This is a genomic window from Kocuria sp. KSNUG (genome assembly GCF_049532735.1).
GTDB classification, from domain to species: Bacteria; Actinomycetota; Actinomycetes; order Actinomycetales; family Micrococcaceae; genus Kocuria; species Kocuria rhizophila.
This window is the reverse complement of sequence record NZ_CP150981.1, coordinates 1,394,187-1,410,205: the sequence shown is the minus strand read 5'-3', so window position 1 is coordinate 1,410,205 and position 16,019 is coordinate 1,394,187. Positions and strand designations below refer to the sequence as shown.

General features: G+C 70.2%; 17 protein-coding genes and 1 tRNA gene. 4 read left to right on the top strand and 14 right to left on the bottom strand.

The genetic code is table 11. The annotated features are described in order from the left end of the window. Positions 1–200: 200 nt before the first annotated feature. The 5 genes from AABM36_RS06065 to AABM36_RS06045 form a co-directional block, all read right to left on the bottom strand. A complete protein-coding gene (locus AABM36_RS06065) occupies positions 201–1,265 on the bottom strand; it encodes an AAA family ATPase (protein WP_423445269.1) in 1,065 nt (354 codons plus the stop codon). 411 nt (positions 1,266–1,676) lie between these two features. Continuing rightward, the gene (locus AABM36_RS06060; protein ID WP_423445267.1) at positions 1,677–2,003 is read right to left on the bottom strand and encodes a hypothetical protein; all 327 of its coding nucleotides are present in this window, start codon (positions 2,001–2,003) and stop codon (positions 1,677–1,679) included. Then, a complete protein-coding gene (locus AABM36_RS06055; RefSeq protein ID WP_423445266.1) occupies positions 2,000–2,290 on the bottom strand; it encodes a hypothetical protein in 291 nt (96 codons plus the stop codon). Before AABM36_RS06055 ends, AABM36_RS06060 begins: the two co-directional genes overlap by 4 nt. A 155-nt stretch (positions 2,291–2,445) precedes the next feature. Then, positions 2,446–2,616 (bottom strand): hypothetical protein, encoded by a 171-nt coding sequence (locus AABM36_RS06050; protein WP_423445264.1) that lies wholly within the window; start codon positions 2,614–2,616, stop codon positions 2,446–2,448. 127 nt (positions 2,617–2,743) lie between these two features. Beyond that, positions 2,744–2,929, bottom strand: coding sequence for a helix-turn-helix transcriptional regulator (locus AABM36_RS06045; protein WP_423445262.1), 186 nt, complete (start codon positions 2,927–2,929; stop codon positions 2,744–2,746). 102 nt (positions 2,930–3,031) lie between these two features. Here AABM36_RS06045 and AABM36_RS06040 point away from each other — a divergent pair, with 102 nt between their 5' ends. Together AABM36_RS06040 and AABM36_RS06035 are read left to right on the top strand one after the other, a co-directional pair. Beyond that, positions 3,032–3,628 (top strand): helix-turn-helix domain-containing protein, encoded by a 597-nt coding sequence (locus AABM36_RS06040; RefSeq protein WP_423445261.1) that lies wholly within the window; start codon positions 3,032–3,034, stop codon positions 3,626–3,628. Positions 3,629–3,674: 46 nt separating this feature from the next. Then, positions 3,675–4,730 (top strand): tyrosine-type recombinase/integrase, encoded by a 1,056-nt coding sequence (locus AABM36_RS06035; RefSeq protein WP_423445259.1) that lies wholly within the window; start codon positions 3,675–3,677, stop codon positions 4,728–4,730. Positions 4,731–4,814: 84 nt separating this feature from the next. On the opposite strand, the gene AABM36_RS06030 is transcribed toward AABM36_RS06035, so the two are convergent. The 6 genes from AABM36_RS06030 to AABM36_RS06005 all read right to left on the bottom strand — a co-directional run bounded on the left by AABM36_RS06030 (position 4,815) and on the right by AABM36_RS06005 (position 10,380). Further along, a tRNA-Ile gene (locus AABM36_RS06030) sits at positions 4,815–4,888 on the bottom strand. 151 nt (positions 4,889–5,039) lie between these two features. Continuing rightward, positions 5,040–6,194, bottom strand: coding sequence for a glycosyltransferase (locus tag AABM36_RS06025; protein WP_423445257.1), 1,155 nt, complete (start codon positions 6,192–6,194; stop codon positions 5,040–5,042). A gap of 22 nt (positions 6,195–6,216) precedes the next feature. Then, on the bottom strand, positions 6,217–7,170 hold the full coding sequence (locus tag AABM36_RS06020; protein ID WP_144803247.1) for a DMT family transporter: 954 nt from the start codon (positions 7,168–7,170) through the stop codon (positions 6,217–6,219). Positions 7,171–7,438: 268 nt separating this feature from the next. Next, a complete protein-coding gene (locus AABM36_RS06015) occupies positions 7,439–8,305 on the bottom strand; it encodes a phage holin family protein (RefSeq protein WP_423445255.1) in 867 nt (288 codons plus the stop codon). Between the two features lie 111 nt (positions 8,306–8,416). Next, positions 8,417–9,262: an ABC transporter ATP-binding protein gene (locus tag AABM36_RS06010; RefSeq protein WP_423445253.1), complete on the bottom strand. Its 846-nt coding sequence runs from the start codon at positions 9,260–9,262 to the stop codon at positions 8,417–8,419. 2 nt (positions 9,263–9,264) lie between these two features. Beyond that, positions 9,265–10,380: an ABC transporter permease gene (locus AABM36_RS06005; RefSeq protein ID WP_423445251.1), complete on the bottom strand. Its 1,116-nt coding sequence runs from the start codon at positions 10,378–10,380 to the stop codon at positions 9,265–9,267. 212 nt (positions 10,381–10,592) lie between these two features. Here AABM36_RS06005 and AABM36_RS06000 point away from each other — a divergent pair, with 212 nt between their 5' ends. Together AABM36_RS06000 and AABM36_RS05995 are read left to right on the top strand one after the other, a co-directional pair. After that, positions 10,593–11,975 carry a sensor histidine kinase gene (locus AABM36_RS06000; protein ID WP_423445250.1) on the top strand — a complete coding sequence of 461 codons (1,383 nt, stop codon included), beginning with the start codon at positions 10,593–10,595 and terminating at the stop codon, positions 11,973–11,975. Further along, positions 11,972–12,595 carry a response regulator gene (locus AABM36_RS05995; protein WP_423445248.1) on the top strand — a complete coding sequence of 208 codons (624 nt, stop codon included), beginning with the start codon at positions 11,972–11,974 and terminating at the stop codon, positions 12,593–12,595. The genes AABM36_RS06000 and AABM36_RS05995 overlap by 4 nt, the downstream gene beginning before the upstream one ends. Here AABM36_RS05995 and AABM36_RS05990 read toward each other — a convergent pair. From AABM36_RS05990 to AABM36_RS05980, 3 genes are all read right to left on the bottom strand, one after another. Beyond that, a complete protein-coding gene (locus AABM36_RS05990) occupies positions 12,588–13,841 on the bottom strand; it encodes an MFS transporter (RefSeq protein WP_423445247.1) in 1,254 nt (417 codons plus the stop codon). The genes AABM36_RS05995 and AABM36_RS05990 overlap by 8 nt on opposite strands. 91 nt (positions 13,842–13,932) lie before the next feature. Further along, positions 13,933–15,111: an ABC transporter substrate-binding protein gene (locus AABM36_RS05985; RefSeq protein WP_423445245.1), complete on the bottom strand. Its 1,179-nt coding sequence runs from the start codon at positions 15,109–15,111 to the stop codon at positions 13,933–13,935. Further along, entirely contained in the window at positions 15,108–15,908 is an 801-nt protein-coding gene (locus AABM36_RS05980; protein ID WP_019310063.1) for an ABC transporter ATP-binding protein, read from the bottom strand. Before AABM36_RS05980 ends, AABM36_RS05985 begins: the two co-directional genes overlap by 4 nt. Positions 15,909–16,019 lie beyond the last annotated feature (111 nt).

Below are 16,019 nucleotides of genomic sequence, written 5' to 3'. Positions count from 1 at the left end.
CGTGCCGGTACAGGTGAGGCACACCACCGTGTTGTCGATCAGCATGTGCGGAGCGTCCCGGCCGAGGGGGTGGGAGCACACTGCGCAGGTGAATGCTTGGGTCATCGGTAGTCCTTGGGAATGGGACTGCCCACCCGATGCGAATCGGGTGGGCAGCTGGGGGACGTGTTCAGGTTGGGGGGGTGGCAGGGGTGGCCCGGTCACTTCACCACCTCCAAGTGGTGCGTGTTATGTCTGTTATGTGTGTGTTGTTGGTGGGAGTCCCCGGGGTCAGACGACACACTCGCAACAGACATAACAGGGCCGTACAGGCCGCGTTGCAGCTTCTCGATCCGGCCCGCCTCGCACGCCCGTCCGAGGTAGGTACGGACCTTGGAGACCTCCCACCCCAGCAGCGTGGCGAGGTCCGTGGCCTTCGTCCCCTCCGGGTACTGGTGGACCTTCGACACGAGGTCGGCCATCGGATCGCCCACCCCCGCGGTGGCCCTGCGCTGCTCCACAGCTCGCGCCGCCTCCAACAGACTTGCCCCTTCGAGAGTCCAGGACCCGTCCGTGAGGTTCACCGCATACTCACCTTCCACAGCGTCGCGGCTCGTGACGTGGAGAGTGGCACCGTCCGCGTGACGGTCCCGACGCAGCACGAGGATGCTGTCCGCGGCCCCGGCCAGACCCTGCGTCCCGGACACACTGTCCAGGAAGTCCGACGCCTCTCCCTTACGAGTGTGGTGGACGATCAGCAGCGAGGAGCCGGGGCGGGCGTCCACGAGATCCTTCAACGCCGTCATCTGCGAGTAGTCCTTGCCGTACGCGTCGTTGCCCCCGTAAACCCCGCGGATCTTGCCGAGCGTGTCCAAAATGACCAGCGGCTGCTCCTGGGCGTGGCGCTCCAAGAACGCGTCGATCGTGGGCACCGGCCCCGCTGGCAGATCCGTCATAAACGTGAGCCCCGCGGGGCCGTCCTCCACACCGATCGTGCGCAGCCGGGACAACAGACGGCGCTTGCCGTCCTCCAGCGCCAGGTACAGGACGGGGCGCCGGTCCACCCGGATGCGGCCGAACGCGTAGCCCCCTGTCGCGGCCGCAACCCCGAGCCCCAGCACCATCCAACTTTTGCCGATCTTCGGGGCCGCGGTCAGCAGCGTGAGCCCTTCCGGGATTACGCCAGGCACGACGTACTCCACGGGCGGGAATTCTTGTTTGGTGAGCCAGTCCGCGCCGAACGCTTCGTCCAGTGGGTCTGGTGCAATAGGGCCTTCATCGTTCACGCGGCCCTCCTTCCATCAAATTCGGTATCCCGTCGCTGCGGGAACATTTCTCGGCGCTGCGCATCCGTTAGCGGGTAGTCGTAACCCGCGATCGGGTTTTCCTCCCACGGGGGTGCGCCCATTTGGTCGGACAGTGATTTCTTGACGACGTGCTGGACGAGTGAGGGTAAGGATTCTTGGTGATGCTGGCGTCCCATGACCGTGCCCAACAAGTACGCCGCCCTGACCTCTGGATTCGGGTGATCCAGACAGGCCAGGGCGGCGCGCAGGGTTTCGGTGGGGACGCCCTCGAAGGCGCCCTCCACCGGAATCAGCCGGTGACCGCGGTGACGAGAGCGGCGGCCACGAACAAGTAGCCGAGGATGCCCAGCGCGAGGGTCAGGGGTGTGACTCGTGCGAGGAGATTGCGGATCATGCCGCGTCCCCCTCGTCATGCTGGGGCCAGTGCGCCAGCACGTAGCACGCGGGGCACAACTCGTCTCCGGGGTTCGTCCCGTGGATCGAGACCAGCGCAGGACGCTTCTGCCAGCGGTAGGAGCACAGCGCGAGGTACACCGGCGCATTCCCGTCCAGAACGCTCTTATCCAGCCGGGCGGTGTTCAGCAGGTGGACGTACTCGGCGGGGTCGCGGGGTACGGTGAGCGACCCCAGTGCGGTGGCCCCGTAGTGCTCCAGGTAGAAGCGCAACTGCGCTTTGTACCTCGTGCGGCGCAGACCGTCCTTCACGGCCGCGTTCATCGGGTCACCTCCGTGCCGTCCAGGTGCGCCTCCTGGGATGCCCACCACGCGCACAACCGGTCCAGGGCGGCGCGGATCTCCTCGGAGGTGCCCTCCGTGATGGTCAGCTCCAGGTTGTATCGCGTGTCCTCCGGCGCCCGCGGGTACCTCACGGACTCGGCGTAGAAGTCATCCTCGGCGACCAGGTCCGCACCCCAGAAGAGCAGCGAGCCGTCCGTGTCGCACTCAGCCCGGAACCTGGGCGGGACGTTCGCGGGGCGGGCGGGTGCGTTGATAGTCTGGAACATGTGAAGCTCCTCGTTCGAAGGGGTATTTCTGTTCAAGGCCGTCCCGTCGTCGATCGCCAAATTTTCGACGGGGCGGCCAATTTCATGCCCGGTGCGGGCGGTGTCGTGGTAATCCTCAATGGGCTCCTGGACGGCGCCCCGGGGCCGGCGCGGACTCATTGGATCAGCTCCCGCACGAACTCGTGGACAGCTACGGAGCCGCGGCCGGTGGCGCGTTCCCCGGTGTCGTCCCGGTAGGTCAGCGGGGACGGTCCCACGTCGAAGAACGCACCGTCTTCGGCGGCCATGACGTACTTGGCAGCCCGCTCGATGGAGTTCCGTGACATCCGGTAACCGTGCGCCGCGGCGTGGTCACGGACCCGTTGCTTCGTGGCCGCGTATCGGCCCGCGGGCATGATGGACCCTGGCGCGGCCCCCGCGGACCTGTGAGCTTTCGCCCTGGTGCTTGCCGGTTCAGGCCTTCGCTTCAGCAAGCTGCTCCGCCTCCCACTTCACGCACTCCGCGAGGGGGTACCGGACAAGACTTCCGACCTTGAACCCCCGCGGCCCGTAGCCGGTCATCCTCCAGCTGCGAACGGTTTGCAGCTTCACCCCGTAGCGGTCCGCGAGGTCCTGCATGGACAAGAACCGATCTTCCATAGCTTCCTTCCCAATCGTCCGCGTTGGATTGGCCAACCCAACCGAGAGTAACGATACACGCGCGTTTGAGAATGTCAATCGACACGTGCGAGCATGGGGCGCATGGAGATACCAGCGCGAGAACTACTCGAAGAGGACCGCTTCCGACAGTCCCTGCGGCAGTGCAGAGAGGAGCAGGGGCTCTCAATGGGAGAGCTGGCACGCCGGATGGTGGACGCCGGGTGGTCAGACTTTCACCAAGCGACCGTGAGTCGGATCGAGAAGGGCCAGCGGCCCGTCCGCCTCGGCGAAGCACGCGCCCTGTCTCGCCTACTGGGGGTGCACCTCGGCTACATGACCGCGCCCAATGAAGAGTCCAGGACGCTGCAAAGGTTTTGGAGCGAAATCGAAGCGGCCAACTCATACCGCACCAAGGTCGTTGCCTACGTTCGCGACTGGGAGGAAAGCCGGGGGGCACTACGGGGTCTACTACGAGACATGGAGAGGTTGGACGTCTCTTCCCTCCTCCTCGAAGAAGGGCAAGCCAATCTCGAACAAGCCAAAAAGTGGGCCAAGGCCTACGTCGATGAAGATCTACATGCCCTAGTCGAACGAGCCGATTACGAGGCATTTGGTTGGATCGCAGATGAGGCCGAACGACGTAAGCAAGACGGGGTAGACGGGGAGGGCCTTGACGAGCCCAATGAGCTCGATGAGTAGGCCACCGCTCCCCCTAGGCACCGCTGGTGACTTCACCCTCACCACCATGCCCAACGGCCACATGCGCGCCCGCACCCGCTACCGGGACATGGACGGGAAGATCCGGCTTATAGAACGGCACGGGAAGTCCGAGGCCGCAGCGAAACGGGCGCTCCGAGAAGCGATCGCGGATCGACAGACTCCCACCAACGGGACCATCGAGCGCACCACCCGCGTTGCCGAGCTCGCCGCCGTCTGGTGGGTGGTGTTTCAAGACAAAGACTCCGCGCCGGCCACCGTTCGCCGATACCGGGAGGTCCTGGACTGGTACATCCTCCCAAAGCTCGGAGCCGTCCGACTCAACGAGTGCTCCGTGGGGCTGTTGGACAACGTGCTCCAGTCGATCAAAGTCACTCACGGTGCTGCGACTGCAAAGCTCTGTCAGACGGTCATGCGGCACCTGTTTTCCCTCGCGACACGGCGAGACGCGATCCCCTCCAACCCCATGCTGTCCGTCGAGCCCGTACACGCCCCGCAGAAGGCCGTGGACGCTCTCACGGTGGATCAGGTGCACAAGCTCCGTGAGCAGCTCCCACAGGGCGACCTACGGGACGTTCTGGACGTGCTGCTCGCCACCGGAGCGCGCATCGGGGAAGTCCTCGCGCTGCGCTGGGAGGATGTGGAGATCGACACGGACACGCCGCGGTTGTCGATCACGGGGACAGTGGTGCGCGGGCCGGACGGGAAGATCCAGCGGCAAGCGCACCCGAAGTCAGCCGGGTCGCATCACCGGCTGTTCCTGCCCAAGTTCGGCGCAGACGTGTTTCGCCGGCGCCAGCACTGGACGGCACTCGTGTTCCCCAGCGGACGCGAGACACCGATGGACCCCAGCAACTTCCGAAAGAAGTGGCGCGCCGCACTGAAGGGCAGCGACTTCGAGCACGTCCACCCGCACATGATCCGCGCCACCGTCGCCACCCGCCTCGCGCACGCATCATCCGTGGCCGCGGCCTCCGCGCAACTCGGTCACGCATCCGAAGCGATCACGCTGCGGCACTACGTTCAGAAGCTCGCGGACGCGCCGGACGCCTCCGCTGAACTGGAAGCTTTCCCAGGAAAGTAGTGGGTTTCAGATGGATTGCGGACCCCGTAACACGGAAAATCGCCCTCCCGCTAAGCATCGTGCCTAGTGAGAGGGCGATTTCTGTAGGGCGGGTGGGGCTTGAACCCACGACCCAAGGATTATGAGTCCTCTGCTCTGACCAGCTGAGCTACCGCCCCAGGCTCGGCGCCCGGTGACCGAGCGCCGCTCCACGGTACCGCACACGGTGAGCAGAACCGGTGCACACGGGGGCGGAGCATGGCCCACGTCCCCCGTCGTGCCCGGGAAGTGTACGAGCGCAGGCGGGTGTCCACCCACAGCGCCGTGACCTCAACGGCTGGCGCCCGCGTAGATCCGCTCGAAGGTCTCCAGGGTTCTGGTGAACGAATGCTGCGCGACCATCTCGTGGCTGCGGGCACCCATGGCGCGCCGCTGCTCGGGGGACGCGTCCAGCACGAGCTGCAGCTTGGCCGCGAGGTCGGCCGGGTCTCCCGGGGTGAACAGGTAGCCGTTGCGGCCCTCGTCCGCGAGGTGCGGCAGCGCACGGGCGTTGGCCAGCACCACCGGAGTGGACGCGCTCATGGCCTCCAGGGTCACCAGGGACTGCAGCTCCGCGGTGCCAGGCTGGCAGAACACGTCCGCCCGCAGGTACGCGAGCCGCAGCTCCTCATCGGTCAGGAACCCCAGGAAGTGGACGCGGTCCGCCACTCCCCGCTCGTGGGCGAGTGCCACGAGGCGGTCCCGCTGCTCCCCCTCCCCCACGATTTCCGCGTGGATGTTCTTCTCCCGGGGGATCAGGGCCATGGCCTCGATGAGCTCGTTGACGTTCTTCTCCACCGCCAGCCGACCGCAGAACAGCACCACCGGGTGGTCCGGATGACGGATCTCCTCGCCCGCCGTGGCCTCGTAGTGCCCGGCCTCGATGCCGTTGGACACCGCGACCGCACGGTCCGGCACCCCGTTCTCCACCATGGTGCGCACGGCCAGCGGCGTGGGGGCGGTGATCACGTCGCAGTGGCGGAACACCCTGGCGATGTCCCACCAGGAGACCTTGCGGTAGCCCCGGATGAACCACTCCGGGAACGGCAGGAAGGGCTCGATGTTCTCCGGGATGAAGTGGTTGGTGCCGACCACCCGGATGCCCCGGCGCGCCGCCTCGCGAATCATCAGTCGGCCGAGGATGTAGTGGCACTGGGCGTGGACCACGTCGGGTTGCAGCTCGTCGAGCAGCCGGGCCACCTCCCGCTTGATCTCCCACGGCAGGCACAGCCGGAAGTACGGATGGGTGGCCGCGTGGTGGGAGCGGAACCGGTGCTCCGTGATGCCGTGGTCCTCCATGGTCCGCGAGGCGCCGCGGGTGGGCATGGGAGCGGCCACGTGGACCTCGTGACCGCGTTCGAGCAGCCCGTGGGCCAGCCTGCGACCGAACTGCGCCGCCCCGTTGACGTCGGGCGGGTAGGTCTCTGCGGTGATCAGAATCTTCAAGGCGTTGGGTTCCGTACGTAGGTCACTGGTCGGCGTGGCCGGTCCGGCTCTCAGCCGAGGCGGACCGGGGACTGGTGCCGCTTCCCTGGCCCCGGGTGCCGTTGCGAGCAGCGGCTCGGCGCCTGACGACCTCCGGGTGGTACCGGGAGAGCAGGACCACGCCGACTATAGCAATCAGACCTGCCACGCCCATGCCCGCCCCCAGCACACCTGTGAAGGTGGGCCCGGCCTCTCCCAGCACTGCCAGCCCCAGCGCCACTCCCACCATGGGGTCCACCACCGTGAGCCCCGCGATGACCAGGTCCGGAGGCCCGCACGAGTACGCGCACTGCACCATCCAGCCCCCGAGCGCGGCCGCCACCACGACCATGAGCACGCTGAGCCAGTTCACGGCCGCGATCCCGCCGTCCCCCACTGCCGTGGCCACCAGGCGCACGAGCACCGCCACGAAGCCGTAGAGCACGCCCGCGCAGAGCACGTAGAAGATGCTGATCCGGTGCCGGCGCACGAAGATCTCCGCGATGCCCATGAGCACCACGAGACCCACCAGCATCAGCACCACCAGCCGCTCCGCCTCCGGGCCGGGCCGGTGCGCGGGGTCGGTTCCCGCCACGGCGCACACCACGAAGCCCGCACCGCCCGCGGTGCACAGGGCCACGGCCAGCCACGTGCGGCGGTTGATCCTCAGCCCCTCGCGGCGCGCGTGCAGCAGCGTGGTGATCACCAGGGCCACGACGCCGAGCGGCTGCACCACGGTCACGGTGGCCAGGGCGAGGGCCGAGACGTTGAGGAGCATCCCCAGCACGAGCAGCCCGGTCCCCGCGAGCCACCGTCGGTTGCGCAGCAGTGTAAGCAGCGCCCGGGGGCTCAGGGCTCCGGAGGTGTGGCCCGTGACGGCCCGGGACTGTGTCTGCGTGCCAACCGCCAGGCACACCGCCGAGGCCAGCGCGAGCGCGACCGCCACCCACTGGTTCATCGCAAGCCTCGCTGGGACGTCACGGTCCCATCGTAGGGTTCTCAGCCAGCGCCACTCTCCGGGCACACGCCGACGCCGCACGCGCACCCGGTCCGACGCCGCGCGCGCCACCCGTCCGACGTCTCCCTCACGATGCGGGCCCGCCACAGTCCCGGACGGGCGCTGTCCCGAACCCGAGGTGCCACGCCTCCGGGCACGCAGAAGGCCGGGTCCCGAGGGCCCGGCCTTCTGTGGACTCATCGGTTCCGAGGAACCGCGAGGGGTGCGTCTACTTCAGCAGCTTGCGCAGGAACACGAGGAACGCGGTGCCCGCTGCGGCAGCCACGGCCAGGGGCTGCCAGCGCTCGCTCAGCAGGTCCGAGGTGGAGGTGGATCCCTCCGGGCGCACGCCCTGGGAGCCGCCCTTCGAGGCGAACGTGGACTTGACCGATTCCTGGGTGGAGGAGAACGTCCGCGAGGTGCGGTTGACGAAGCCCTGGGTGGCGGACTGCACGGAGTCCACACGGTTCTGGGTGTCGTCGCGCAGGCTCTTGAGGTGCTCGCGGCGCAGCTTGAGGCGGTTCCGCAGCTGCTCCTCCGTGGGCTTGACCGGCTTGACCTGGTTGGGGTCGTTCGCGGCCTCCTCCTTCTCGCGCTGCTTCTTCTGCTCCGCCTCGTTGATGTCGCGCTGCACGCGGCCCTCGTTGTAGGCGGAGCCCTCCTTGACCACGCCGAGGTCGTAGCGCAGACCGAAGACGGCCTTCTCCGGCATGAGCGGCAGGGCGCCCTTGATCTTGGACACGCCGATCAGGGCGAGGATCGCGAGCACCACCAGGAACACCACGGCGAGCAGCAGCGCGGCCAGCCATGCGGGCATCACGTGCGAGAGTCCGGCGATGGCCGCTCCCACCAGGGCGATGACGGCGAGGCCCAGGAAGATGAGGCCCACCACCGCGAACGCGGCGCCGATGCCCAGCTTGATGCCCTTGGCCTTGAGCTCGAGGACGGCCAGCTGTGCTTCGTCCTTGAGCTGCTTGGGCAGCAGCCTGAGGAAGACCTTGACGACGTCCACGATGGACGCCGCGCCCGGCTTCTTGGTGGTGCGTGTTCCTGCCCTGGGTGAGTGGCCGCTGGTGGGGCCCACTGCATGGCTCATGCCGCCTCCGATGAGTACGTGGTGGTGTTCAAAAGGTCAGTCCGCTCCCAAAATACCACTGGCGGGCGCGCGGGCAGGCCATGCCCGCGCGCGCCGCCGGCGGCGTCGTGGTCACTGCAGGCGGCCGTCCTCCATGGTCACGCAGCGGTCCGCCAGCGGCACGAACTCGGTGTCGTGCGTGACCACCAGGGAGGCCAGACGGAACTCGTGGGTGAGGTTCGCGAGCAGCTCCATGATGGCGCGGGAGCGCTCCTGGTCCAGGGCGGCCGTGGGCTCGTCCACGAGCAGCAGCTGGGGGTCGTTCATGAGCGCCCGGGCGATGTTCACCCGCTGGCGCTGCCCGCCCGAGAGCTGGTGGGGGCGGCGGTCGCCGCAGTCCACCAGGCCCACCTGCTCGAGCAGCTCGTCGGCGCGCGTGCGGGCGGCCTTGAGCTCCTTGCCACGGGCGCCTGCCACGTGGGCCGAGAGCACGAGCTGCTCGCGCGACGTCAGGGCCGCGAGCAGGTTGGGCTGCTGGAAGACCATGCCGGTGTGGCCGCGGCGGATCCGGGCGAGCTCCTTCTCCGGCAGCTCGGTGAGGGACTCCCCCGCAACCATCACGGTTCCGGACGTGGGCTTGATCAGGGCAGCGGCGACGGCCAGCAGGGAGGATTTGCCGGACCCCGAGGGGCCGATCAGGGCGGTCATCTCCCCGCGCTGCAGCTCCAGGCTCACGCGGTCCAGCGCACGCACGGTGCGCGGGGTGCCGTCGTTGGCGGTGCCGTCCGGGTACTCGAGGGTGACCTCGCGCACGCTCAGTGCGGGCGCGGCGGAATCCTCGTCGGAGGTCTCGCCGGGGTGCCACCCTGCCTGGGGGTGGCGGGCGGCGTCGTGCTCGTGGCGGGGGTCGTGGGCGTGGCCCCGGTGGTGCTCGTGGTGCTCGGCGCGGTGGCGCGGTTCGGACTCAGCAGCATGCATGATCAGTTACCTCCCAGGGCAATCATCGGGTCGACGGTGGAGACGCGGCGAACGGCCAGCAGAGAGCCGAGCAGGCCGAGGACCAGCACCCCGACCACGGGCACGGCCACACTGGCGACGCTCAGTTCGAAGGGCACCGCGGAGCCGGCGAGCATTCCGCCCAGCAGACCCAGGGCACCGCCCACCAGGACGCCGACGGTCAGCACCACGGCGGCCTGCACGAGCGAGTCCACCACCACGTACGTGCGACCGGCCCCGAGCGCGCGCAGCACGGCGATGTCGCGGGTGCGCTGGATGGTCCACACGGTCAGGAAGGAGATCACGACCATCGCGCTGATCCCGTACAGGAACGCCTGCATCATGAGCAGCGATCCGCGCTCGGACTGGTAGGCGGGCAGCGCGGCGAGCGAGCCCTTGGTGTCCAGTGCCACGGTGTCGGAGTCGCCCGGAACGTCCTGGGGGTAGTCGGCGGTGGTCAGTGCCAGCGCGGTGGCCTGCTCCTCCGGGGAGGTGTGGGCCACGGCCGGGTAGTCCTCCGTGCTCATCCACGCCACGGGCACGTGGCTGTAGTACTCGTCCTCCGTGATCCCGGTGGCCTTCAGGCTGGTGCCACCCATGGACACGGTGTCCCCCACCGAGACCTTGAGGTCCTCGGCCAGGGTCTCACTGAGCACCACCTCGCCCTTGCCCGGGTGCGTGTCCCCGGAGGTCGCGGTGAGCCCGGGGGCCAGGGAGGTTCCCGGTTCCAGGGCGATCCCGGCCACGGCGGTGGTGTCCGTGCGGGCGGAGTCGTCCTCCGACTGCGCCCCGCGGCTCGCGCTGGTCTGGGTGATGCCGAGACGCTCGACCTGGTCCTCGCCCACGGCGTCCTCCCAGGCCGTCAGCTGCTTCTCGTCGATCTGCGACGTGGTGAAGGACGGCGTGTCCGAGTCACCCGGGGGTGCCTGGAGCACGATGCGCTGGGCTTCGAGACGCTCGAGGGCGGACGTGTTCTGATGACCCAGACCGTTGGTGAGGCCCGTGAGCAGGACCAGCAGCAGGGTGATGAGAGCCACGACCGTGGCCAGCAGCGCGAACCGGCCCTTGGCGAACGTGATGTCCCTCAGGGACAAGAACATGGGAACTCCCGTGACGTAGTTTTCTGGACTGTTCCCAGTCTCGTGCGCTGCGGCCCGCCGCGGATCGCCAGCGCGGTTGAACCGGGCCGCGCAGGCGGTTGATCCCGGAATCAACCGATCGGTTGATGCCCTTGCAGGCCACGTGCGTACCATGACCACGGAGTCGGCCACTCCTGCCCCCGTTCCCCGGCCGCCGTCCAGGAAGGCAGATCGTGCGTCAGGAGTTGTCCACCCCGGCCCTGCTTCGGGTCATGCGGGTCTCGCTGCACCTGAGCTTCGCGGCCCTGCTTGGTCTCGCGGTGCTGCGCACGCTCATGCAGCCGCCCGGCGGTGGTGCCGCCACAGCAGTGGTGCTCGTGCTGTCCGCCCTGCTCACCGCGACCTACGTGCTCGGCACCACGGTGGAGAACCGGGTGGCCGGCGGTCGCGCGAACCCGGCGCGGCTGCGCTGGACCCCCGTGTGGCTGGGCTCGGTGACCGTCCTGTGGATCGCCCTGGCGCTGCTGAGCCGGGATTTCGCGTGGGTGGTCTTCCCCCTCTTCTTCCTCTACCCCGTGCTGCTGCCCCCGGCGGTGGCCCTGGTCAGCATCGTGGTACTCACCGGCGTGGTGGTGCTCTCCCAGCTGATCCACGTGCCCTCGGGGACCTTCACCGCGCCCATGGCCGTGGGCCCGAGCATCGGGGCGGTCGTGGCGGTGCTGGTCAGCTACGGCTACCGCGCCCTGTACCGGGACACCCGCCGCCACATGCGCGTGATCCGCCAGCTGGAGTCCACGCGCGCCGAGCTCGCGCGCCGCGAGCGCACCGCGGGCACCATGACCGAGCGGGAGCGGCTCTCCCGGGAGATTCACGACACCCTCGCGCAGGGCCTGACCTCGATCGTGCTCGTCTCCCGTGCGGCCCAGCAGTCCCTGTCCTCGGACGAGCGAGACGTGACCGCCACTCGGCTGGCCACGATCGAGGACACCGCCGCCGCGAACCTGGCCGAGGCCCGGCGGTTCGTCCGCGACCTGGCCTCCCCCGCCCTGGACGAATCCTTGCCCAGCGCGCTCGCCGAGGTCTGCCGCCGCACGGAGGAGGGCTCCCGCGCCGCCGGCACCGGGCTCTCGTGCGAGTTCCGCGAGCAGGGGACGCTGCCCGACCTCTCGGACCGGCAGCGCACGATGCTCATCCGTGCCACGCAGTCCACGCTCGCGAACGTCCTCTCCCACGCCCGTGCCACCCGCGTGGTGGTCACGCTGGAGGGCTGGGACGACGCCGTGGCACTGGACGTGGTGGACGACGGCGTGGGCTTCGATCCCCGCTCCGTGTCCCGCGCGCACGAGGACGACTCGTTCGGCCTCTCCCACCTGCGACGCCGCGCGGCCGAGCTGGGTGCCGAGCTCACCGTGGAGTCCGAGCCGGGCAGCGGCACCGCCGTGAACGTGCGGCTGCCGCTCACGCGGGAGACGTCGCAGGCGGGGGCGCCCGCCATCCAGGGGACCGGCGACGACGCCGCTCCCCCGGCCCTGGTGCCGCACCGCGGCGAGGGCGACCCTACGGCGTCGTCCACCGAAGCAGACCACCACCGACCCGGAGGCAGGGCCACCGCATGACCACCAGAGTGCTGCTCGTGGACGACCACCCCGTGGTGCGCGCCGGACTGAGGGCCGTGCTGGAGTCCCTCGGGGACATCACCGTGTGCGCCGAGGCGCAGGACGGGCGCGCCGCCCTGGAACGGCTGGAGGCGCCCGGGCACGGCGTGGACGTGGTGGTCATGGACCTGCAGATGGGCACCGGGATGGGCGGGCTGGAGGCCACCCGGCGGATCGTCGCCGCGGGCGGGCCCCCCGTGCTGATCCTCACCACCTACGACACCCAGGCGGACGTGGTCGCCGCGCTCGAGGCGGGAGCCACCGGCTACCTGCTCAAGGACGCGCAGCCGGAGAGCATCGGCCAGGCCGTGCACGACGCCGCCGCGGGCCGTCCCGTGCTCTCCCCCTCGGTCACGGCGCGGCTCATGAACCAGGTCCGCACCCCGGGGACCTCGTTGAGCCCGCGTGAGATCGACATCCTGCGGGGCCTGGCCACGGGCGCCTCGAACCGGGCCCTCGCGAGGTCCCTGTTCATCTCCGAGGCCACCGTCAAGACCCACCTGGTGCACATCTACGACAAGCTCGGCGTGGACAACCGCACCGCCGCCGTGAGCCGTGCCCGGGAGGAGCACGTCATCTGAGGGGTCTGCCCTCACGCAGACGCCGCGCGGCGAACACCGCGACGAGCGCGCAGAGCCCGCTCACGGCCCCGAGGGCAAGTCCCGCGCCCGGCCAGCCGCCGAGCGAGAGACCTGCTGCGGCGACCGTGGCTCCCACGCACACCCCCAGGCTCTGACCCGCGCCGTTGAGCCCGAGCACCGTGCCGCGGTTCCCGGGGCAGCCACGGACCAGCAGCGTGGTCACGACGGCGGCCACCACCGCGTGGGTGAGCCCCAGCACCACCGTCATGACGATCGCCACCCCGCCGTGGTCCGTGACGAACAGTCCGTAGACCGCCGCGGCTCCCAGCGCGGCGGCCCCCGCGGCGAGCTGTGCGGCTCGGTGCCCGGCCGTCAGGGAGCGCAGGAACCGCCCGCCGAACCAGTTGCCCAGGAAGAAGGACAGCCCGGAGACGCCCCAGACCACGGAGATCAGCCCCGGGCCCGCGCCGAAGCGCTCGGAGCACAGCACGGCCAGGTAGGACAGCTGCCCCATGAACGAGGTGGTCCGCAGGACGGACACCAGCAGGAGGGCACCCACCCCGGGCATCCTGCACGCGGTGCGCAGAGCCTGCCCGTACCCGGGTCTGACGCCCGTCCCTGCCGGGGTGCTCCTCCCGGCAGCGGCCGGCCTCCCCCGGCGGAGAAGAGCGACCGCGGTGAGCCCGGCCAGTGCCACCACCGCCAGGAGGTCCCCGCGCCAGCCCCACCACCGGGCGGACAGCGCGAGGACCGGCGCGCCGAGAACTGCCGTGAGGGTCATCGTGGCGGAGATCTGCGTGGCCGCACGGCCCGCCGTGGCGCCGTCCGCGAAACGGTCCGCGGCCATGGCCGAGACCGCGGGGTTCAGCACGCTCGTGGCCGCGCCCACGAGCAGGCAGAAGACCGTCCAGGACCACACCGCGCCGTGGACCGCCGCAGCGCACGCGAGGCCGATCACCGCGAGCGCCCCGGACGCAAGTGCACCCCGGGGCACGCGATCCAGCAGGGGTGCACAGCCGAGACCCACCAGCAGCGCGGCCACTCCGCCCGTGCCGCGCAGCCAGCCCATGAGCGCGGCATCGCTCTGCGCGTCGCGGGTGATCTCCACGAGCGCCGTGGAGTACAGGGTGAACGGCACGAGTCCCAGGGCACTCGCCCCCAGCAGCGGCCAGATCCGGGCGGCGATCGCGGCGTCCCCCAGGGCGGCGTCGGGGTGGGGAGTCGGCGCGCGGGTGCCGGTCGTCACCGCTGCGGGCTCCCCGCCCGCCCGTGGGGCAGACGGTCACGGGCAGCCGGCGGGTCCACTCCCCGTTCTCCGGCGCGCGCCCCCGCCCCGCTCACCGCAGCCCCTTGGAACGCAGGTAGTCGGCGAGCTTCTGGGCGCCGTCCATGTTGCGGGGGCTCGAGACGGCCTCCCCGTAGTCCATCACGTAGATGTTCCCGTTCTTCACGGCGGGCGAGTCCTTCACCGGGGACTCGTTCTTGAGGTAGTCGAGCTTCTCCTGCACGGGCTGCTTGTTGTAGTCGACCACCACGATCGCCTGGGGTTCGCTCGTGACCACCGACTCCCAACCCACGGTGTCCCAGCGGGCGTCGAGATCCTTGGTGACGGAGGTGGCGCCGGCCAGCTCCACCATCCCGTTGAGGGCGGTCCGCCTGCCCGCGGTGTAGGGCTCGGAGGTTCCGGAGTCGTAGACGAACACGCGGGCCGGGTTCTCGGGACGCGGTGCCTCCTGCAGGGCGCGCCGCTTCTCCTCCAGCTGCCCCACGAGCTCCTGCGCGCGGTCCTCGACGCCGAAGATCGTCCCCAGGTCCTTGAGGTCCGCGTTCGTGGCGTCCAGCGGATCGGGGTCGGAGGTGTCCCCCTGGTAGCCCTTGCAGGTCTCGTGCTGCATGTAGGAGTTGATCCCCACGCCCTGGAGTGAGTCCGGCGTGACCCCGCGGGCCTCGCTGAACCCGGCCTGCCAGCCGGCGAAGACCCAGTCCGCCTGCGCGCTGACCACGGCCTCCTGGCCCAGCACCGTGTCGGAGATGGTCTCGGTCCTGCCGTAGTCCTCCTTGTAGGGGGACTTCTCGATCACGCTGCTCACGGTCTGCGGGAGCACGATTCCCCGCATCTGCTCCGCGAGCCCGAGCGAGAACATCTTCTCGATGGCCGAGACGTCGTACGCCACGGCCTTCTGCGGGGTGGGGTACGTGCTGCTGCGCCCGCAGTTCTCGATGGTCTTCTCCGCGCCCGACGCCGCGTCCTTCTGGACCTGCGCGCCGCAGCCGGTGAGCAGCAGGCTCGCCACCAGTCCCACGGCCAGGGGCGCGCCGCGGCGGGTCAGCGCCCGGCCGCGCCGGGGTGCGCCGCGGTGCACGACGCCGCCCGGCCCGTCCGCAGCGCCGGTCGTCCGCGCCTGCCGGGCCGTCGCACCGTCCCGGTGCAGGTGTGGGCGGCGGGTCTCGGGCATGACGGCGCCGCCGATCGGGCGCTCGACGCCGTGGGTGCCGGAGCCAGGGGGTGTTCTCATGAGGGGTCCTCTCGGTCGATGGGGAACAGCAGATGGGGTGTCCCGGTGTCGGGACGGGTGATCAGCAGGGGCCGCACGCCGTAGACGCGCTCCACGGTGTCCGGGTCCAGGGCCTCGTGGGCGGGGGCGTCGGCCACCACCCGCCCCTCGGCGAGCACCACGATCCGGTCGCACAGCGCGGCGGCCAGGTTGAGGTCGTGCAGGGCCAGCAGCACGGCAGGGCCGGTCCCGGCGGGGCCGCGCAGGGTGCGGAGCAGGTCCGTCTGGTGGCGCAGGTCCAGGTGGTTGGTCGGCTCGTCCAGCAGCAGGTACGGGGTGCGCTGGGCCAGGGCGCGGGCGATGAGCACCCGCTGGCGCTCGCCCCCGGAGAGTCCCAGGACGCTGCGGTGGGCCAGGTCCGCCACGCCCGCGCGGTTCATCGCATCCCGCACGACGCCGCCCAGCTCCTCCGCGCGCAGGCGCGGGTTGGCCACCGCACCCAGGCGCACGACCTCCGCGACCAGGAAGTCCAGCTCGCTCCGCTCGTCCTGGGGCAGCGCCGCGATCTGCGCGGCCGAGTCCCGGAAGCGCATCCCGTGCAGGGACTCGCCGTCGATCAGCACGGCCCCGCCGCACGGGCGCAGGGCCCGGTAGAGGGCCTTGAGCACGGTGGACTTCCCGCAGCCGTTGGGACCGACCAGCCCCACCACCTCCCCCGGCGCCACCCGCAGGGTGAGGCCCGCCACCACGGTGCGCCCGGCGACGTCGAGCCGCAGCTCCTGCAGCTCCAGACCGGTCCCGCGCGGCGGGGTGCCCACGGGAGCGGCGGTGGCCTGCCCGGAAACGTCGGCGGCCTGGCATGACGGCGCGGTGCCTTCGAGGTCCGGGCCGCGAGGCGCGGCGCCTCCGGGGCCGTGGCCGAAAGGCGA